Annotated in this window: 19 protein-coding genes; 6 read left to right on the top strand and 13 right to left on the bottom strand. The window is 64.6% G+C overall.

All coding sequences use genetic code 11. The annotated features are described in order from the left end of the window. The first annotated feature begins 298 nt into the window (after window positions 1-298). Window positions 299-604: a hypothetical protein gene (locus CAG44_RS10420; RefSeq protein ID WP_075044741.1), complete on the top strand. Its 306-nt coding sequence runs from the start codon at window positions 299-301 to the stop codon at window positions 602-604. A gap of 162 nt (window positions 605-766) precedes the next feature. Beyond that, the gene (locus CAG44_RS10425) at window positions 767-979 is read left to right on the top strand and encodes a cold-shock protein (protein WP_003250656.1); all 213 of its coding nucleotides are present in this window, start codon (window positions 767-769) and stop codon (window positions 977-979) included. Between the two features lie 166 nt (window positions 980-1,145). On the opposite strand, the gene CAG44_RS10430 is transcribed toward CAG44_RS10425, so the two are convergent. Next, complete coding sequence (locus CAG44_RS10430; RefSeq protein WP_003260961.1) at window positions 1,146-1,466, bottom strand: I78 family peptidase inhibitor; 321 nt, start codon at window positions 1,464-1,466, stop codon at window positions 1,146-1,148. Window positions 1,467-1,742: 276 nt separating this feature from the next. Here CAG44_RS10430 and CAG44_RS10435 point away from each other — a divergent pair, with 276 nt between their 5' ends. Continuing rightward, complete coding sequence (locus CAG44_RS10435) at window positions 1,743-1,955, top strand: hypothetical protein (RefSeq protein WP_003260960.1); 213 nt, start codon at window positions 1,743-1,745, stop codon at window positions 1,953-1,955. Here the strand turns inward: CAG44_RS10435 and CAG44_RS10440 are convergent. The 7 genes from CAG44_RS10440 to CAG44_RS10470 form a co-directional block, all read right to left on the bottom strand. After that, window positions 1,927-2,928: a nucleoside hydrolase gene (locus CAG44_RS10440; protein WP_025338539.1), complete on the bottom strand. Its 1,002-nt coding sequence runs from the start codon at window positions 2,926-2,928 to the stop codon at window positions 1,927-1,929. The two genes, CAG44_RS10435 and CAG44_RS10440, sit on opposite strands and share 29 nt — an antisense overlap. A gap of 156 nt (window positions 2,929-3,084) precedes the next feature. Continuing rightward, window positions 3,085-3,483, bottom strand: a complete 399-nt coding sequence (gene rbsD, locus CAG44_RS10445; RefSeq protein WP_061550488.1) for a D-ribose pyranase — start codon at window positions 3,481-3,483, stop codon at window positions 3,085-3,087. Further along, entirely contained in the window at window positions 3,480-4,388 is a 909-nt protein-coding gene (gene rbsK / locus CAG44_RS10450; RefSeq protein WP_085692080.1) for a ribokinase, read from the bottom strand. Before rbsK ends, rbsD begins: the two co-directional genes overlap by 4 nt. Window positions 4,389-4,403: 15 nt before the next feature. After that, window positions 4,404-5,426: a LacI family DNA-binding transcriptional regulator gene (locus CAG44_RS10455; RefSeq protein ID WP_075044736.1), complete on the bottom strand. Its 1,023-nt coding sequence runs from the start codon at window positions 5,424-5,426 to the stop codon at window positions 4,404-4,406. Between the two features lie 4 nt (window positions 5,427-5,430). Next, window positions 5,431-6,426, bottom strand: coding sequence for an ABC transporter permease (locus CAG44_RS10460; RefSeq protein WP_085692081.1), 996 nt, complete (start codon window positions 6,424-6,426; stop codon window positions 5,431-5,433). Continuing rightward, complete coding sequence (locus tag CAG44_RS10465; protein WP_085692082.1) at window positions 6,423-7,976, bottom strand: sugar ABC transporter ATP-binding protein; 1,554 nt, start codon at window positions 7,974-7,976, stop codon at window positions 6,423-6,425. Before CAG44_RS10465 ends, CAG44_RS10460 begins: the two co-directional genes overlap by 4 nt. Before the next feature lie 21 nt (window positions 7,977-7,997). After that, on the bottom strand, window positions 7,998-8,954 hold the full coding sequence (locus CAG44_RS10470) for a sugar ABC transporter substrate-binding protein (RefSeq protein WP_085592289.1): 957 nt from the start codon (window positions 8,952-8,954) through the stop codon (window positions 7,998-8,000). A 406-nt stretch (window positions 8,955-9,360) separates the two neighbouring features. Here CAG44_RS10470 and CAG44_RS10480 point away from each other — a divergent pair, with 406 nt between their 5' ends. Beyond that, complete coding sequence (locus CAG44_RS10480) at window positions 9,361-10,449, top strand: asparaginase (RefSeq protein WP_075044731.1); 1,089 nt, start codon at window positions 9,361-9,363, stop codon at window positions 10,447-10,449. A gap of 74 nt (window positions 10,450-10,523) precedes the next feature. On the opposite strand, the gene CAG44_RS10485 is transcribed toward CAG44_RS10480, so the two are convergent. The 5 genes from CAG44_RS10485 to CAG44_RS10510 form a co-directional block, all read right to left on the bottom strand. After that, the gene (locus tag CAG44_RS10485) at window positions 10,524-12,035 is read right to left on the bottom strand and encodes a CoA-acylating methylmalonate-semialdehyde dehydrogenase (protein ID WP_085692083.1); all 1,512 of its coding nucleotides are present in this window, start codon (window positions 12,033-12,035) and stop codon (window positions 10,524-10,526) included. Window positions 12,036-12,212: 177 nt separating this feature from the next. Continuing rightward, window positions 12,213-12,563, bottom strand: a complete 351-nt coding sequence (locus tag CAG44_RS10490) for a cupin domain-containing protein (RefSeq protein WP_025338531.1) — start codon at window positions 12,561-12,563, stop codon at window positions 12,213-12,215. Window positions 12,564-12,576: 13 nt separating this feature from the next. Then, window positions 12,577-13,959, bottom strand: a complete 1,383-nt coding sequence (locus tag CAG44_RS10495; RefSeq protein ID WP_085692084.1) for an FAD-binding oxidoreductase — start codon at window positions 13,957-13,959, stop codon at window positions 12,577-12,579. 292 nt (window positions 13,960-14,251) lie between these two features. Then, a complete protein-coding gene (locus tag CAG44_RS10505) occupies window positions 14,252-15,022 on the bottom strand; it encodes an SDR family NAD(P)-dependent oxidoreductase (RefSeq protein ID WP_085692085.1) in 771 nt (256 codons plus the stop codon). After that, window positions 15,015-15,860, bottom strand: coding sequence for a transporter substrate-binding domain-containing protein (locus CAG44_RS10510; protein ID WP_085692086.1), 846 nt, complete (start codon window positions 15,858-15,860; stop codon window positions 15,015-15,017). The genes CAG44_RS10505 and CAG44_RS10510 overlap by 8 nt, the downstream gene beginning before the upstream one ends. Window positions 15,861-16,013: 153 nt before the next feature. Between CAG44_RS10510 and CAG44_RS10515 the strand changes: the two genes are divergently transcribed. Next, on the top strand, window positions 16,014-16,922 hold the full coding sequence (locus CAG44_RS10515; RefSeq protein WP_085692087.1) for a LysR family transcriptional regulator: 909 nt from the start codon (window positions 16,014-16,016) through the stop codon (window positions 16,920-16,922). A 342-nt stretch (window positions 16,923-17,264) separates the two neighbouring features. Continuing rightward, a complete protein-coding gene (locus tag CAG44_RS10520; protein WP_085692088.1) occupies window positions 17,265-18,101 on the top strand; it encodes an ABC transporter substrate-binding protein in 837 nt (278 codons plus the stop codon). The last annotated feature ends 51 nt before the right edge of the window (window positions 18,102-18,152 follow it).

Here is an 18,152-nt window from a genome sequence, read left to right on the forward strand (position 1 = left end):
GTGGGTTGGGATGAGCCAGTACAAGATCCGACCTGCCTTCCCGCAACGGGAAGCCTGCCTCACAGTGGCAGAAGCCTTTCGGCTTGCCAGGGACGAACCAGAGTGACTGGAAAGAAAAAAGATAGCTGCAGGCTGCAAGTTGTCAGCTGCAAGCCGGGCATGCTAGCACGCGGGTTGCACGCCAGGCAGAAATATTTGGAAATTACAGACTTCAGCTGAACTTACACGGAAAAATTCCTATCAGACCTTGGGAAGCAACCTACTCTTGATGAGACCTTAACCCAAGGAGTAACTGGTTATGCGAGTTCCGTCTCTTCTGGCCCTGGCGGCTGCTGGGGCCCTGCTGCTGCCCATGGCTGCGAACGCCGGCAACTTCCCGCCCGGAAAGGAGGCTGGCTACATGGCCCAGTGCACGCAGGTGGCCAGCGGCCAGGGCGTTGATGCTGCGACCGCGAAAAAACACTGCGACTGTGGCGCCCAAGCCATCAAAAAGAATTTCACCGACGCTGAGATCGCCGACCTCGACAGCAACGATGGCGTGGACGCCAAGCTGATGCAGAAGGCCCAGACGGTCGTGAAACAGGCCTGCGCACCGAAGAGCTGAAACCTTAAAGCCAGAGCAGACCAGCCATTCTTTGAGCTGGATCAATATCCTGCGAAGGTAAAAGGCGCTAGATGCGCAGAATTAGACTATGATGTGTTCCGTGCTCCGTAGCCTCGGCCGCATTGCACCACTGAAAAAACTAAATGTTCTGGAGATTCACCCATGTCCAATCGCCAACAAGGCACCGTCAAATGGTTCAATGATGAGAAAGGCTACGGCTTCATCACCCCAGCAGGCGGCGGCGACGACCTGTTCGTTCACTTCAAGGCCATCGAATCTGACGGCTTCAAGAGCCTGAAAGAAGGCCAGACTGTTTCCTTCGTCGCCGAGCGCGGCCAGAAGGGCATGCAGGCTGCACAGGTTCGTCCGGAGTAATTCGGATAGCTGTAAAAAAACCCGCCCTTGTGGCGGGTTTTTTTATGGCATCTGTTGCCTTTACCGGCCTCATCGCCGGCAAGCCAGCTCCCACAGGTCCAGCACAGGCCTCACCAGCGGCGTCGCACCTGTGGGAGCTGGCTTGCCAGCGATGAGGCCAGTAAGGTCAACCGCAATTGACGCGAACCACCTTGCCCTGCTCGTCCACATTCAAGTTCAAGCGCTCGGAGCGGTACTCCAGGGTAACCACATCATGCGGCTTGAGAATGCGGGCCATCTGCGAGCCACTGGCCTTGCGCGCCTGCTCCAGCAGCTCGGCGCTGGCGGGCTTGCCAATGGCGAAATCGGCGCCGCTGGCTTCGCAGCGGCCATCGTTGCCTGCCGGCGTGGCTGGCGCAGCGCCACCAGCAGAATTGCCACCAGTGCTGCAACCAGCCAGGACAGCAGCCACCGCCAGGGTTGCCAGGTAAGCACGGGTACGGAACATGAAGCCTCCTAAATCGGTCCGGGAACTGTCTGATCCGACAGCTCCGCTCATCTTTTGTTGCAAAACCGGTCAAGTCTGCCTGAACTCGCCAGCCGAGGCGAAAACGCAATCGTGACCGGATTTTGCACAACCCGCTGCGTTTGCCATATGCTTAAGCCGCAAGGTCACTGACGCAAAGTCATGATTTAGTGCAAGAAGTGGAGCGCACCCCGCCTCCATCGAACACCAGGGTCAGGTGTTCGCCCCTTCGTCCCGGGCCCCAAGCGAGAGCCTTTCATGAGCAGCCACAGCATCGAAGCCGATATCAAGGTCAAATGGGCCGAAGGCCAGAGCGCGTACAGCCCTGGCACGCCGGAGGAGTTGCTGCTGATTGCCATCGACCTGCTGGTGCGCGATCGCGGCGCCGAGGCGGCACGCAGCTTCTTCGACCAGGTGTTCGAGCGCTACGCACCGCACACGGCTATTCCAATCGCGCCAAACGGGCGCTGAGCAGGTCGAACAGGCCCTGGGCATCGCCCTCCTCCACCCACATCACGTTGGCTGGCTGCTTGAGCACGCCGTACCAGTCGGCAAGGGTCTGGCCGAAGCTGGGGCCTTCGCGGCTGTCGATGCTCATATGGATACGCCGGCCGCTGAACAGCTCGGGCTTGAGCAGGTAGGCGATGACGCTGGCGTCGTGCACCGGGCCGCCGGGCATGCCGTACAGGTCCATGTCGTGGGTGATGTAGGCGTTGAGGATATCCACCACCCGTTTGCTGGCCTGGTTGTTCACCGCCGCCAGTTGCTTGAGGCGGGCATCGCTGGTCAGCAGCTTGTGGGTGACGTCCAGCGGCAGGTAGGTCAGTTGCACACCGCTGGCCAGCACCACTTCGGCGGCATGTGGGTCGGCATAGAGGTTGAATTCCGCCGCTGGGGTGATGTTGCCGCCGTTGAAATGGGCACCGCCCATGACCACCACCTGCTTGATGCCTTTGGCGATGTCCGGGCGCTGGATCAGCGCCAGGGCCAGGTTGGTTTGTGGGCCGAGCATGGCGATGGTGATGCTGTGGGGCTTGGCGGTGCCAAGGGTGTCGACCAGGTATTGCACGGCATTGCCCTGGGCCAGCGGCGCTTTCGGTTCGTGGACCTGGATGCCGGTGAGGCCTTCTTCACCGTGCACGTCGGCGGCGTAGATAGGCTTGCGCACCAGCGGGCGAGCGGCGCCGGCGTACACGGGGATGTCTTCGCGGCCGGCCCATTCGCGGGCCAGGCGGGCGTTGCGCGAGGTTTTTTCCAGGCGCACGTTGCCGGCCACGGTGGTGATGGCGCGGATGTTGAGCTCGTCGGGCGAGGCCATGGCCAGGAACAGCGCGACCACGTCGTCGGCGCCGGGGTCGGTGTCGATGATCAGGTCGATGGGGGCGGCCTGGAGGGTGGTGGCTGCGGCCATGAGGGCGATTCCTTGTAGCAGGGGTTTGAGCATGGGTGGCACTCCTGTTGCCTGGGTGGTGGTTTCTGGGGCCGCTTTGCGGCCCAATCGCCGGCAAGCCAGCTCCCACAGGTACTGCATCGGCCTCAAGCATTGCGCAGTACCTGTGGGAGCTGGCTTGCCGGCGATTCGGGGGCGCAGCCCCCACCTTCAGAAAGTCACGCCGGAAATCAGCGCGATGTTGCTGTAGGGCTGGCACTCGCCGGTGCGCACTACCGCACGGGCACTGCGTGACAACTCCTTGAAATCTTCATGGCTCAGCCATTCGCGCTTGCCCAGCTTGCCCTTCAGCCGCTCGATCTCGACCAGCGCCGGTGGCACCACTTTCTGCATCTCTTCGGCCAGCACGTGGCGCTCTACCTGCAACTCGCTCAGCACAACCCGCAACACGCTGGCGAAATCCGGCAGGCCGGGCGTGACGGCCAGGTCGATCAGTTCGACGCCCGGCGGCACCGGCAGCCCGGCATCGCCGATCACCAGGATGTCGCCATGCCCCATGCCGGCGATGGTCCGCGACAGGGCGACGTTCAGCAGTGGGGTCTTCTTCATGGCGCAAGCTCCGCCAGGTAGGGAATCGACGGCTGGGCACCGGCGCGGGTAACCGACAGGGCCGCGGCGCGCTGGCCGAAGGCGATGGCTTCGCCCTCCTCCAGGCCGCGCACCAGGCCAGCGGCAAAGCCGCCGATGAAGGTATCGCCGGCTGCCGTTGTGTCCAGCGGCTGCACCACCGGCGCGGGGAAGTGCTGGTGGCCCTGAGGGGTGACCAGCAAGGCCCCTTGCGCGCCCAGGGTAATGATCACTTTGCCCGCGCCCAGTTTCAGCAAGCATTCGCCGGCACGTCGGGCACTGTCCAGGTCAGTCACCGCCACGCCGGTCAGGGCTTCGGCCTCGCTTTCGTTGGGCGTCAGGTAGTCGATGTGGGCGAACCAGCCCGCCGGCAAGGGGCCGGTCGCCGGCGCCGGGTTCAGGATCACCCGCTTGCCCAGTTCATGCCCCCGGGCCAGGGTCCAGGCCACGGTGTCGGCCGGTACTTCCAGCTGGCAGATGATCACCTCGGCCGCCTGCAGCAGCGCATCGAACCGCTGCACCGACTGCGGCGTCAGCAGGCCGTTACCACCGGGGATGATGACGATGCAGTTCTGGCTGGCGGCATCCACGGTGATCAGCGCCACACCGCTGGACACGCCCTGGCAGGTGCTGACGCCCTGGCAGTCGATGCCTTCCACATACAAGGCCCGGTGCAGTTGCCGGCCATAATCATCGTCACCAACGTTGCCGATCATCGCCACGCTGCCGCCCAGGCGCGCCACGGCCACCGCCTGGTTGGCCCCCTTGCCGCCCGGCACGGTGAAAAAGCTTTCGCCGGGGAGTGTTTCGCCGGCCCGGGGCAGGCGCTGGGCGCGGGCCACCAGGTCCATGTTGAGGCTACCGACTACCACGACCTTGGCACTCATGACATTTCCTTAGCGTTAGCGGTAATCGTTGAACAGGTCCGGGCGCGGCCCGGTGGACTCGCGCAGCACGATGCGCGGGGCGACGATGCGTTGCTCCGCCGCGCCCTGCCGGGGTGTGCCGATACGCGCCAGCAACAGCGACGCGGCGCTCTCGCCCAACTCGCGGATCGACTGGCCCACCGTGGTCAACGGTGGGTACACATAGCGGCTGAGTTCGATGTCATCGAAGCCGATCACCGACAGCTCGCCGGGCACGTTGATATTGCGTTCGGCCGCGGCGCGCAGCACGCCGAAGCCGATCATGTCGTTGCCGGCGAAGATCGCCGTGGGCCGCTTGCCCTCCAGCAACCGGGTTGCCACCGCATGCCCCCCCGGGCTGGTGAAGTCGCAGTGCAGCACGCGGTCGCCCAGCACCGCTGCGCCGGCCTCGGCCATGGCGCGACGGAAGCCGCTCAGGCGCAGCTGGGTGACCCCGGTCTCGGCGGGGCCGCCGATGTAGGCGATGTCGCGGTGGCCAAGCTCCAGCAGGTGACGGGTGGCCAGGTAGGCGCCCTGCTCGTGGTCGATGCGCACCAGGTCGGCATCGACGCCATCCAGTTCGCGGTCGACGATCACCATGGGCGTGCGCACGCCAGTCAGGCTTTGCAGCAGGTCGCTGTCCTGGCCTACCGAAGCCACCACCAGGCCGTCGATGCGTTTTTCCAGCAGTACACGCAGGTAGCTGCGCTGTTTCTGCGGGTTGTCGTCGGAGTTGCACAGGATCACGCAGTAGCCGTTGCGCTCGCAGGCGTCTTCGATGCCCCGCGCCAGTTCGGCGAAGTACGGGTTGACGCTGTTGGGCACCAGCAAGCCGATGGTGGCCGTGCTGCGCGCCTTCAGCGAGCGGGCCACGGCGCTGGGCACGTAGTCGAGCTCAGCGATGGCGGCTTCGACTTTCAGCCGCACCTGCTCGCTGACCGGCCGGGTCTTGTTCAGCACATGGGACACAGTGGTGTAGGAAATGCCCGCCAGTGCCGCGACGTCTTTGATGGTTGCCATGTTTTCAGTTCCGCCGGCCTGCACGCCGGCTACGGTAAGTGTCGAGCACCACGGCGATGACGATCACCGCCCCGGTGATGATGCGTTTGGTCGGTTCGCTGGCACCGATCTGCGCCAGCCCTGCAGCCAGCACCGAAATGATCAGCACGCCAAAGAAGGTGCTGATGACCGAGCCACGCCCGCCCATCAGGCTGGTGCCGCCAATCACCACGGCGGCGATCACCTGCAGCTCCAGGCCGGAGCCGGCATTGGGGTCGGCGGCCTCCAGGCGCGAGATCTGGAACAGCGCGGCCAGGCCGGCAAGCAAGCCCATCAGGGCGAACACCAGCACCTTGTACGGGCGCGGGTCGATACCGGCCAGGCGCACGGCCTCTTCGTTGGTGCCGATGCCGATCAGGTAGCGGCCGAACACCGTGCGGGTCAGCACCAACTGGGCCAGCACGATCACCAGCAAGGCGATGATGAACGCCGGCGAGATGCCGAATGCGATGGGGTTGGAGAACCAGGCATAGGCATCGCCGATATAGGCGGTGCGCGAGTCGGTGAACTGGTAGGCCAGGCCGCGGGCCATTTCCAGCACCCCGAGCGAAACGATAAACGACGGAATGCGCCAGGCCACAGTGACGCCGCCGGTGATGCTGCCAGCCAGCGCGGCCACGGCCATGCCCAGCAAGGCCGAAGGCAGCACGCCCCAACCCCAGCCGAGGATCGCCACGCTGACCGTCGAGGCTGCCAGCGCCAGCACCGAGCCCACCGACAGGTCGATGCCGCCAATGATCAGTACGAAGGTCATGCCCACCGCCAGCACCATCAGGTCGGGGATCTGGTTGGCCAGGGTACTGAAGGTGGTGTACGACCAGAAGTGGCTGCTGAGGAACGAGAACAGCACGATCATCGCCAGCAAGGCGCCGGCCAGGCCCAGGTAGGTACCCAGGCCAAGATAGGTGCCACTGCGGCGCACCGGTGCGGCGCCTTCGCTGTCGAGCGGGGTGGTTTTCATGCATCCATCCTGGGAGCTGCGTCATGCAGCAGTGCGTCACGTTTCTGATAACCGGCAAAGGCCGCGGCCAGCAGCTGGTCCTGGCTCCAATGGTCCCGCTCGAAGGTGTCGATCAGGCGACCGGCCGACAGCACGGCGATACGGTCGCAGATCAGCATCAGCTCGCGCAGGTCGCTGGACACCACCACCAGGGCCTTGCCCTGGCGCGCCAGCTCGGCCAGCAGGCCATAGATGTCGAACTTGGCGCCGACGTCGATGCCACGGGTGGGCTCGTCGAACAGCAGCACCTGGCAATCGCGCTCCAGCCAGCGGCCGATCACCACCTTCTGCTGGTTGCCGCCAGACAGCTCGCCCACCACCTGCTGCGGGCCGGCACTGCGAATGCGCATGGCCTTGATCTGGCGCTCGGCCAAGGCCGCTTCGGCTTCGCCATCGAGCACTCCGGCCCGTGATACCGCGCCGAGGTTGCCCAGGGCGATATTGGCGCTGATCGACTGCGTCAGCAGCAGGCCCTCGCCTTTGCGGTCTTCGGTGATCAGCGCGATACCGGCCTGCACGGCAGCCTTGGGCGAGTCGATGGTGACCACCTGCGGTGGCTGGCCGAGGGCAATGCTGCCGCTGTCGGCACGGTCGGCGCCGTAGATCAGGCGCAACAGCTCGGTACGGCCGGCACCGATCAGGCCGGAGATGCCGAAGATCTCCCCTGCCCTGACCTCGAACGACACTTCACGCACCTTGTCGGCACGGCTGAGCTTGTCGACCTTGAGCAGCGGCGCGCCGATCTGCCGGCGGCCCAGGTCGATATGCTCGCCCAGCTCGCGGCCGACCATCAGGTTGACCAGCTCGGCGCTGCTGTAGCGCTGTATCGGCTCGTCGCACACCAGCTTGCCGTCGCGCAGCACGACGATGCGCTGGGCCACGCGCTGCAGTTCTTCCAGGCGATGTGAGATGTAGACGATGGCCACGCCACGTTGGCGCAGGCGCTCGATCTGGGTGAACAGCAGCTCCACCTCGCGCGCGGTGAGCATGGCGGTGGGTTCATCGAAGATCAGCACATGGCAATCGCCGATCAGGTTGCGGGCGATTTCGACCATCTGCTGGTGGCCGATGCCCAGCTCGCCGACCGGGGTGTCCGGGTCGATGGCGTCGAGGCCGACCTGGGCCATGGCGGCCGTGGCCAGTTGGCGCAGGCGCTTTTGGCTGATCCAGCCAAAGCGGCCGGGCAGGTTGTCGAGGAACAGGTTTTCCGCCACGGTCAGCGTGGGCAGCAGGTTCAGCTCCTGCATGACCATGCGCACACCGAGGCGCTCGGCCTCGCTGCGGCTGCCAGGCGCGTAGGCCTGGCCGCGGTAGTGCATGTGCCCGGTGGTGGGCGTTTCCAGGCCACTGATGAGCTTGGACAGGGTGCTCTTGCCGGCGCCGTTCTCACCGGTCAGCGCCAGCACTTCGCCGGCCCGCAGGTTCAGGCTGACCTCGCCGAGCACGGGCTGGGCGTAGGTCTTGCCCAGGCCGCTGGCGGCGAGCACCACTTCATTGGCCGATGCAGGCATGGCCGTTTCTCCTGCCAGCGATCAGGGCTTGGTGATGAGTTGGACCGGGGTCTGGATGACGTTGTCGGCATCCACGTCAGGCTTCTCGCCCTTGACCATTTTCAGCGCCGCCTGGATGCCATACACCGCCTGCTGGCTGGCCGCCTGGTCGAGGGTGGCGAGCACGCGGCCATCGGCGAGCATCGGCTTGATGGCGTTGATGTTGTCGTAGCCCACCACTTGCACCTGGCCGGCTTTGCCGGCGGCACGCACGGCCGACACGGCGCCCAGGGCCATGCTGTCGTTACCGGCCAGCAAGGCTTTCAGGTCGGGGTATTCGTTGAGCATGGAGGCGGCGACGGCGTTGCCTTTGTCGATTTCCCAATTGCCGCTCTGCACCGAGACAATCTTGATCTGCGCGGCCTCCATGGCGTCCTTGAAGCCGGCGGTACGCTGCTGGGCGTTGGTGGTGGTCGGCACGCCTTCGATGATGCCGACCTGGTCGCCGGCCTTGAGCTTCTCGTTGGCCAGGTAGTCGCCAACCAGGCGCGCGCCCTTGCGGTTGTCGGGGCCCACGAAGGGTACGCTGATGCCTTTGCTCTTGAGCAGTTCAGGGTCCAGGCGGTTGTCGATGTTGATCACCACCACGCCCTGGTCCATGGCCTTCTTCACCGCCGATACCAGCGCCTTGGAGTCGGCCGGGGCAATGACCAGAGCCTTGGCGCCCGCGTTGACCATCTGCTCGACGATGCGGATCTGCTCGCCGGTGTCGGTCTCGTTCTTGATGCCGTTGGCGATCAGCTCGAATTCATCGGCGTGGGCTTTCTGGTAGTCCTTGGCGCCGTCTTCCATGGTGCGGAAGAACTCGTTGGCCAGCGACTTCATGACCAGGGCGACCTTGGGCTTGTCTTCGGCGTGGGCGGCCGAAAACGGCAGGGCCAGGGACAGCGAGGAAATGACCGCGAGGGCCAGCAGACGACCGGGGAACGGCAGTTTCATGGACGATGACTCCGGATCTTGTGTTTTTTGTCGGATCGCAAACGTTTGCGCTGCCTAACTATGGAAACAGGACCGGGGTTTGTCAAATCCGTTTGGCTGTGGGAGGTCAAGTCGAGCCTGGGGCAGTTTATCCGGATTTTTTCCGAAAAGCCGAACGTCTTTTCCTACGTTTGTTCGGAATCTCGAATGACACACCCCCGCATGTGGGAGCGGCCTTGTGTCGCGAAAGGGCCGCAAGGCGGCCCCGGCAGTGTGTGTTGTTGCGCCGGGATCCGGGGCCGCTGCGCGCCCCTTTCGCGACACAAGGCCGCTCCCACAAGGCCCGTGCGCGCAACTGGTACGAAACCTGCCTTGCACCCTGTGCGACAAAACAACCATCTCATTAGGAAGAGAGAGAACAATAACGATGAATGCCGCACTGAAAACCTTCGCCCCCAGCGCACTCGCCCTGCTGCTGGTGCTGCCAACCACCGTTTCGGCCAAAGAAGCCGAAACCCAGCAGAAGCTGGCCAACGTGGTCATTCTTGCCACCGGCGGCACCATTGCCGGTGCCGGCGCCAGCGCCGCTAACAGCGCCACCTACCAGGCCGCCAAGGTGGGCGTCGACAAGCTGATCGCCGGCGTACCGGAACTGGCCAACGTGGCCAACGTGCGCGGCGAGCAGGTCATGCAGATCGCCTCTGAGAGCATCTCCAATGACGACCTGCTCAAGTTGGGCAAACGCGTTGCCGAACTTGCCGAGAGCAAGGACGTGGACGGTATCGTCATCACCCACGGCACCGACACCCTGGAAGAAACCGCCTACTTCCTCAACCTGGTGGAAAAGACCGACAAGCCGATCGTGGTCGTCGGTTCGATGCGCCCGGGCACCGCCATGTCCGCTGACGGCATGCTCAACCTGTACAACGCCGTGGCCGTGGCCAGCGACAAGCAGTCGCGCGGCAAGGGCGTGCTGGTGACCATGAATGACGAGATCCAGTCCGGCCGCGATGTGAGCAAGGCGCTCAACATCAAGACCGAGGCCTTCAAGAGCGCCTGGGGCCCGATGGGCATGGTGGTGGAAGGCAAATCCTACTGGTTCCGCCTGCCGGCCAAGCGCCACACGGTCAACTCCGAGTTCGACATCAAGCAGATCAGCAGCCTGCCGCAGGTGGACATCGCCTATGGCTATGGCAACGTCACCGACACCGCCTACAAGGCACTGGCGCAGAATGGGGCCAAGGCACTGATCCATGCCGGGACCGGCAACGGTTCGGTGTCGTCGCGGGTAGTGCCGGCGCTGCAGGAGCTGCGCAAGAACGGCGTGCAGATCATTCGCTCGTCGCACGTCAACCAAGGTGGTTTCGTGCTGCGCAACGCCGAACAGCCGGATGACAAGAACGACTGGGTCGTGGCCCATGACCTGAACCCACAAAAGGCGCGGATCCTGGCGATGGTGGCGATGACCAAGACCCAGGACAGCAAGGAGCTGCAGCGGATCTTCTGGGAGTACTGATCGCTAGTACCCCCTGAAATGCAAACAGCCCCGCTGCGTGGGCGGGGCCGTTTGCTGTCAGCTAGCCGAATGCCTCAGTGGCTGGTCGGCATCGCGAACTCCGCCCCCTTGGCAATCGCCTGCGGCCAGCGCTGCATGATGCTCTTCTGCTTGGTGTAGAAGCGCACCCCTTCCTCACCATAGGCATGCATGTCGCCGAACAGGCTCTTCTTCCAGCCACCAAAGCCATGCCAGGCCATCGGCACCGGGATCGGCACGTTGATACCGACCATGCCCACCTGGATGCGTCGGCCGAACTCGCGGGCGATGTGGCCGTCGCGGGTGTACAGGCTCACGCCATTGCCAAACTCGTGGGCGTTGATCAGGTCGACCGCTTCGGCAAAGTCCTTCACCTGCAGGCAGGCCAGTACCGGGCCGAAGATCTCTTCCTTGTAGATGCGCATGTCCGGGGTGACGTTGTCGAACAGCGTGCCGCCCAGCCAGAAACCGTCACCACAACCTTCGCCAGCCGCCTGGCCGTTGAAGTTGCGGCCATCGACCAGCAGCTTCGCGCCCTCCTTCACGCCTTGCTCGATGTAGCCGGTGATGCGCTCCAGCGCCGCGCGGGTGACGATCGGGCCCATCTCGGCTTCGAGGTTGGTACCGTTCAGCACTTTCAGCTCGCGGGTACGCTCGATCAGCTTGGGCATGACCTTCTCGGCAGTATCGTCACCGACAAACACCGCCACGCTGATCGCCATGCAACGCTCGCCAGCCGAGCCATAGGCGGCACCGATCAGGGCATCGACCACCTGATCGATGTCGGCGTCGGGCATCACCACCAGGTGGTTCTTCGCCCCGCCCAGCGCCTGCACGCGCTTGCCGTGGCGGGCACCGGTTTCGTAGATGTGGTTGGCGATCGGCGTGGAGCCGACGAACGACACCGCCTGCACATCCGGGTGCTCGATCAGCGCGTTGACCGCGTCCTTGTCGCCCTGCACCACGTTGAACACGCCGTCCGGCAGGCCGGCCTGCTTCAACAGCTCGGCGATGAACAGGCTCGGGCTCGGGTCCAGCGGGCTGGGCTTGAGCACGAAGGTGTTGCCGGTGGCCAGAGCGACCGGGAACATCCACATCGGCACCATCACCGGGAAGTTGAACGGGGTGATGCCGGTGACCACGCCCAGCGGCTGGCGCAGGGTCCAGTTGTCGATGTTGGTGCTGACCTGGTCGGTGAAGTCGGTTTTCAGCAGCTGCGGTGCGCCGCAGGCGAACTCGACGATCTCGATGCCGCGCATCACCTCGCCCTGGGCATCGGTGAACACCTTGCCGTGCTCGGCGGTAATCATGCGGGCCAGGTCGTCGCGGTGCTCGTTGAGCAACGCCAGGAACTTGTTCAGCACCCGCGAACGGCGCAGTGGCGAGAGGTTGCTCCAGGCCGGGAAAGCGGCCTTGGCCGACGCGACGGCGGCGTCAACGTCCGTTTGCGCAGACAGTTGCACCTGGCCGGTGACCACGCCGGTGGCCGGGTTGTAGACCGGCAGTTGCTGGCCGCTGGTGGTCTCGGCCTGAGCGCCGGAGATCCAGTTCATGATGGTTTGGGTCATTGTATTTTTCCCGTAATTCATTGATAGAGCGCCTGCCCCTGTGGGAGCGGGCGTGCCCGCGAATCAGGCACCGCGGTGGTTGGCACGGGCTTCGCCCGTGTTCGCGGGCAAGCCCGCTCCCACAGGGACCGCGCCAGCTTTCAAATGCCGAGCAAGGTACAAAGGGCCAGCGTTGCGTCAGTAGATGGCGTAGACCTTGCGCACGGTTTCCAGCACGTCCCAGCGGCCGGTCCAGCCTGGCGGCAGGATGATCAGGTCGCCGCCGGTCACTTCCACCACCTCCCGGGTGCTGTCGTCGGTGAGCAGCGCCTTGCCGGAGATGATGTAGGTGAACTCGGTGTCAGGGCGGTCGACCACCGGCCAGCCGCCGGGCTGGCATTCCCATACGCCGAGGTTGCCGACCGCTTCCGGGGCCTGCTTGCTGATGGCGATCTGCGGGTCCCCCTTGTCGGCGCCGGCACGCTGACCGGCAGGGTTCAGTGGCAGGGCCTTGATATCGGCGTGCTTGATGATGGTGAACGAAGGCATGGGGTTTCTCCTTTCAATGGGCGCCGGTGAGCTTTTCCAGCAGCATCGCGGTACGTGAAGGTTTGTGGGTGTAGCGCTCTTCCAGATCACTGAGCGACGCGGCAGCCAGGCCGCTGTTGATGCCGAACCAGCGCAGCGGTTCTGGCTCCCAGGATGGCGAGCGGTGGTTGACCAGGGGCAGCGTGTTGATGTCTTCATCACGCTCGAGAATCAGGTTGCGCAGAATGCGCCCGGCCAGGTTGCTGGTGGCCACGCCGTCACCGACGTAGTTGCCGGCCCAGGCCATGCGCTGGTTGCGGTCGATGCTGACGGTGGGGCACCAGTCGCGGGAAACACCCAGCGCGCCACCCCAGCGGTGGGTGATGCGGGCGTCGCGCAGGGCCGGGAAGAATTCGAGCAGGGTGTCGTGGATCTTGCCGTGGATACTGTCCACCAGGTCGGCCTGCTCGGGCATGCTCGAGCCCCATTTGTAGGGCGCGCCCCGGCCACCGAACACCAGCCGGCCTTCGGCAGTGACCTGGCCGTATACGCGCAGGTGGCGCATGTCGTTGAACGCCAGGCGGTGGTCGAGGTTGAGCCGGGCCAGCAGCTCTCGCGGCAACGGCTCGGTGGCCAGCACCAGCGAATACAGCGGGATGACGAAACGCGACTTGCCCGGCTGTTGCGAAGTGAATGCTTCGGTGGCCCGCACGGTCATGCCGGCACGTACCGAACCATGTTCGGTGTGCACCACGCCCGGGGCCATCTGGGTGACCGCCGACTGCTCGTAAATTGTCGCGCCCAGGCTTTCGACCAGCTTGGCCAGGCCACGCACCAGCTTGCCGGGGTGGATGAGCGCGCAGTGTTCGGTGTAGAGGCCGCCAAGGGTGCCTTGGGCGCCGGTCCGGGCCTGGGCTTCGGCAGCCTCCAGCACTCGCCACTGGTCAGGCAGCCCGAAGCGCGCCGAGGACTCCACGGCCGCACGCGCCCGCGCCATCTGCGGGGCGCTGCGGGCCAGAGAGAGGAAGCCCTGCTTGGCATAGTCGGCATCGACCCCTTCCAGCGCCAGCACCCGGCCGATCTCGTCGACCGTTGCGTTCATCGCAGCCTGCAGGTGCAAGGCCGCATGGTGGGAATACAGTTGCTCCACCCGGTGCAGGGAAATCGGGAAGATCGCCGAGGCCCAACCGCCGTTGCGGCCCGAGGCGCCGAAGCCAACGGCGTTCTTTTCCAGCAGTACCACGCGCAGCGACGGGTCGCTCTTGAGCAGGTAGTAGGCGGTCCACAACCCCGTGTACCCGGCACCGACGATCACCACATCGGCATCAGCCACGCCGTCCAGCCGGGCCCGTGGCGCGCTCGGGGCAAACCATAGCGGTTTGTTGGGTAACAGGGACAAATCGGATTTCGCTGACATGCTGGTGGCTTCCCGTTGGCGTTTGCGACTGGTGTAGAGGCTTCGTTTAGTCAGTACTGACCAGTGCGTGTTGGCCTGAGGTTATGCGGGGTTGGCGGGGGGTGGTATCGACCATTTTCAATAGACGGAGCCATCAGCCATACAAATGTATGAACGATCATCAGCATTTGCAGTTGCGCGGTACCTGTGGGAGCGGGCATGCCCGCGAAGCATGCGACGCGGTGTATGGCACCGGCTTCGCCGGTGTTCGCGGGCATGCCCGCTCCCACAGGGTCTCCCGCTGTTCAGACGGTCAACGGATATAACTCCCGCCATTCACATCCAGCGTCGCCCCGTTCAGCGACACCTGCGACGGCCGCAAGGTAAACGCCACCAGTTCGGCAATCTCGACCGGGCTGGCCATGCGCCCGACCGGAATATCCGCCACCGCCGCGGCTTCGCCATGCTGGGCGATGTATTGCTCGGCCATGTCGGTACGTACCCAGCCCGGGGCAATGGCCACCGCCACCACGCCCTCCCCGGCCACACTGCGCGCCAGCGACTTGGTCAGGTTGACCAGTGCCGCCTTGCTGCTGCCGTATGGCAGGGCATCGGCGGCATAGCCACGCTGGGCGGCGCGGCTGGCCATGTTGATGATGCGCCCGCCGCCATGGGCCCGGAAATGCGCCACGGCTTCACGGCACAGGTCGGCTGCGGCGAAGAAGTTCACCTGGAACTCATGGCGCCAGGCCGCACGCCACTGCGCCGAAGGCGCTTCAAGCGGGATTTCGCTGCGGATACCGGCATTGTTGACCAACCCGTGAATACGCCCGCCCGCCAGTTCCAGCGCGGCTTGCCAGAGCTTTTCCGGCCCGCTTTCTTCACTGAGGTCGCCCTGCACGATCCAGCCGTTGCCGCCAATGCGTTCCAGCAGTTGCCGGGCGCCCTGGGCATCGCGGCTGTAATGGATCAGGGCCTTGGCACCTTCGGCAACCAACCGCTCGACAATCGCGGCACCAATGCCGCCGGAAGCTCCGGTCACCAGCACGGCCTGCCCGGCCAGGGGGCGTGCGAGATCACTCATTGCTGCTTACCTCTGCGTTGGCTTCGAGCGAAGCCTTGTCGACCAGCCGCTGGATATCGCCGGTTTCGCGGCGTTGCGACAGGTAGATGTTCAACACCTGCAGGTCTGCCGGGGAAATGTCACGGCGCACGCCGAACGACACGCCCTGCTTGGCTAGCGCCGGCTTGGGCAGTATCTCGCGGGTCCAGCCAGGGTTGGCCAGGGCGAACAGGTGGTTGGTGTCGCTGGCATCGACCAGCACATCGGCGCGCTTGGACATCACCGCCAGGCGCGCTTCATCCATGCCCGGCAGGCGCATGATCTTGCCGCTGCGAATCACCGAGGAAATGGCCTTGTCCTGTGCGGTACCGGACATCACGGTGAAGGTCACCTCCGGCTTGTCGAGGGCGGCAATGTCGTCCTTCACCTCAGCCAGCTTGGGGTTGTCCTTGTTCACCAGCAGCGACACCTGGTAATCGGTCGCCGGCACGCTGAAACCGACGGCAAGCGCGCGCTCCGGCGTCTGGTTCAGGGCCATGGCCAGGTCCCACTTGCTGCTCTGCAGGCCGGCCACCAGGTTGTCCCAGTTGGTGTCGACGAAGGCCACCTTGACCTTCAGCACCTTCTCGCCGAAATCGCGGCACAGGTCGACGAAGTAACCGCTGTAGTCGCCGGTCTTGGCATCGCGCATCACATAGGGCGCGGCCACCGCCGCCCCGCAGCGCAACACACCGGCTTTCTGCACGTCCTGCCATATCGAAGTTTCTGCAGCCTGGGCGGCGGGCTGGGCGAGCAAGGCCCCACACAGGCCGGCGGCGATGACGAGTGCCTTGAGGGAAGACGGAACTGGAAGATGCATGGTGGACCTCACTGATAGTCGTTGTTGTTGGCAGGAAGGTACGGCAGCACAGCTGCATGCTATTTTGTATGCATGCTTGCATCCTAGACTGTACCTCGCATCACACAAGTTAAATCTACATTTACTTACGTTCGGTTATCGGAAAACTCACCCATGACCAAGAAAACGCCTTTGCATCAGGTCAGTGATTTCGATCTGCGGCTGTTGCGGGTCTTCAAGACCGTCGCCGAATGCGGCAGCTTTTCTGCCGCCGAGAGCGTGTTGGGGATTACTCGCTCGGCCATCAGCCTGCACATGGGCGACCTGGAAAAGCGCCTGGGCATGCGCCTGTGCCAGCGCGGGCGCGCGGGCTTCGCCCTCACCGACGAAGGCCGCGAGGTGCTGCGTGCCGGCGAAACCGTGCTGGCCGCCATCGAGGGCTTTCGCAGCGAGGTGAACCAGATGCACCAGCATCTGCGCGGCGACCTAAATGTGGCAATCGTCAACAACCTGGTGACCCAGCCCAGGATGCGCATCACCCACGCCCTCAAGGCAGTGCGCGCCGAGGGCAGCGGCGTGCGCATCAACCTGAGCATGAGCACCCCGGGCGACATCGAGCGCGGCCTGCTGGACGGCCGCCTGCACGTGGGCGCCGTACCCTTGATCGCGCCGCTTTCCGGGCTGGACTACAGCCTGCTGTACGAGGAACGCTCCAAGCTGTACTGCAGCCATGAGCACCCGCTGTTCGCCAGCGCTGCCACGGTCACTGACGCGCAACTGGCCCAGGCCGACGCCGTGGTGCCGACCTACCGCATGACCGCCAAGGCGATCGGCCTGCACCAGCGGCTCAACTTTGCTGCCTCCGCCACCGACCGCGAGGGCATCGCCTTCCTGATTCTTACCGGTAGCTACATCGGCTTCCTGCCGGACCACTACGCGGCCACCTGGGTGGAAAAAGGCCTGATGGCGCCGCTGGGCCCGGGCCGCCTGTTCTTCGACGCCAAGCTGGCCATCGCCACCCGCAAAGGGCGGCGGCAGAACCTGATTCTCGAACGGTTCCTCGATGAGCTGAAGCTGACCTGAGCGCCAGCTGTACATCCCCTCACAGCCCTTGCACAAAACCCAAAGCTTGCCCGCCCCCCCCTGTGGGAGCGGGCGTGCCCGCGAAGCTGGCGACGCGGTGGATGGCACGGGCTTCGCCCGTGTTCGCGGGCACGCCCGCTCCCACAGGGATAGCGCAAGTTCCCGCAGTTTTGGGCAGTTCTGCTCCTGCAAAAAATTCCTTGCCGCGTGTTGACAGCTCCGTCGACTCGGGAATAGCCTGAATACAACGCTGCACACATTGCAGAATCCAACAAAACACACTGCGATCTATTTTTTGCTTGCTCTTCTGCCTACAAGAACAAATCACCGGAGAGATTCAAAATGGCACGGTCCCTTTCCCGCACAGTCGGTGGCGGCATCGCTTGTCTCACCGCAGCACTGGCACTTGTGATGCACCCCGCGGCCCACGCCGACACCCAGACCTGGCAAGCCGTGCAGAAGGCCGGCGTGCTGCGCTGCGGCGCGGCGGTAGCGGCGCCCTATGTGATGCGCGACCCGGCCTCCGGGCAGTACAGCGGCTACTTCGTCGACCTGTGCCGCGACTTTGCCGAGCAGGTGCTCAAGGTGAAGGCGCAGTTCGTCGACACCAGCTGGGACAACCAGGTGGCCGGCCTGCAAAGCGGCAAGTGGGACATGGCCATGGCCCTCAACCAGACACCAGAACGTGCCCAGGCGGTGGCCTTCTCGGTGGCGGCCACCGACTACCAGATCTCGCTGCTGGTCAATGGCAAGAACCCCAAGTTCGCCAGCGCCGGCAACAACCTGGCCGACTACGACAAACCCGGCGTGACCATCGCCGTGATCTCCGGCACCGCCGCCGACAAGGCGGTATCGGCCGCCATCAGGAACGCCACCCTGATGCGCCTGCCCGGCTCCGATGAAACCCGCATGGCCCTGATGTCGCGCCGCGCCGATGTGCTGGCCGACGCCAACGACACCAACCACCTGTTCGCCATGGCCAACAGCTGGGCGAAGGAGGTACTGCCGGTACCGGCCCTGGCCAGGCAAGGCGTGTCGTTCGCCCTGGCGCGCAGCACCCCGGCCGCCGACCTTGCCCAGCTTGATGCCTACCTCAGCCAGCGCCGCGCCAGCGGCGAGATCGACCAGCTGGTGGACAAGGCCTCGGCCCAGATCATCGCGGGCCAGAAAGCCCAGTAACTCCCGCTGACATGCCGAGGGGCCCGGCCAAGGGCGCCCTCGCGGAGACGA

It is taken from the genome of Pseudomonas sp. B13(2017) (genome assembly GCF_002113245.1).
Taxonomy (GTDB): Bacteria; Pseudomonadota; Gammaproteobacteria; order Pseudomonadales; family Pseudomonadaceae; genus Aquipseudomonas; species Aquipseudomonas putida_Z.

Coding starts and splice junctions, on each gene's coding strand:
- CAG44_RS10420 (WP_075044741.1), top strand. CDS start 299: ATGCGAGTTCCGTCTCTTCTGGCCCTGGCGGCTGCTGGGGCCCTGCTG.
- CAG44_RS10425 (WP_003250656.1), top strand. CDS start 767: ATGTCCAATCGCCAACAAGGCACCGTCAAATGGTTCAATGATGAGAAA.
- CAG44_RS10430 (WP_003260961.1), bottom strand. CDS start 1,466: ATGTTCCGTACCCGTGCTTACCTGGCAACCCTGGCGGTGGCTGCTGTC.
- CAG44_RS10435 (WP_003260960.1), top strand. CDS start 1,743: ATGAGCAGCCACAGCATCGAAGCCGATATCAAGGTCAAATGGGCCGAA.
- CAG44_RS10440 (WP_025338539.1), bottom strand. CDS start 2,928: ATGCTCAAACCCCTGCTACAAGGAATCGCCCTCATGGCCGCAGCCACC.
- rbsD (WP_061550488.1), bottom strand. CDS start 3,483: ATGAAGAAGACCCCACTGCTGAACGTCGCCCTGTCGCGGACCATCGCC.
- rbsK (WP_085692080.1), bottom strand. CDS start 4,388: ATGAGTGCCAAGGTCGTGGTAGTCGGTAGCCTCAACATGGACCTGGTG.
- CAG44_RS10455 (WP_075044736.1), bottom strand. CDS start 5,426: ATGGCAACCATCAAAGACGTCGCGGCACTGGCGGGCATTTCCTACACC.
- CAG44_RS10460 (WP_085692081.1), bottom strand. CDS start 6,426: ATGAAAACCACCCCGCTCGACAGCGAAGGCGCCGCACCGGTGCGCCGC.
- CAG44_RS10465 (WP_085692082.1), bottom strand. CDS start 7,976: ATGCCTGCATCGGCCAATGAAGTGGTGCTCGCCGCCAGCGGCCTGGGC.
- CAG44_RS10470 (WP_085592289.1), bottom strand. CDS start 8,954: ATGAAACTGCCGTTCCCCGGTCGTCTGCTGGCCCTCGCGGTCATTTCC.
- CAG44_RS10480 (WP_075044731.1), top strand. CDS start 9,361: ATGAATGCCGCACTGAAAACCTTCGCCCCCAGCGCACTCGCCCTGCTG.
- CAG44_RS10485 (WP_085692083.1), bottom strand. CDS start 12,035: ATGACCCAAACCATCATGAACTGGATCTCCGGCGCTCAGGCCGAGACC.
- CAG44_RS10490 (WP_025338531.1), bottom strand. CDS start 12,563: ATGCCTTCGTTCACCATCATCAAGCACGCCGATATCAAGGCCCTGCCA.
- CAG44_RS10495 (WP_085692084.1), bottom strand. CDS start 13,959: ATGTCAGCGAAATCCGATTTGTCCCTGTTACCCAACAAACCGCTATGG.
- CAG44_RS10505 (WP_085692085.1), bottom strand. CDS start 15,022: ATGAGTGATCTCGCACGCCCCCTGGCCGGGCAGGCCGTGCTGGTGACC.
- CAG44_RS10510 (WP_085692086.1), bottom strand. CDS start 15,860: ATGCATCTTCCAGTTCCGTCTTCCCTCAAGGCACTCGTCATCGCCGCC.
- CAG44_RS10515 (WP_085692087.1), top strand. CDS start 16,014: ATGACCAAGAAAACGCCTTTGCATCAGGTCAGTGATTTCGATCTGCGG.
- CAG44_RS10520 (WP_085692088.1), top strand. CDS start 17,265: ATGGCACGGTCCCTTTCCCGCACAGTCGGTGGCGGCATCGCTTGTCTC.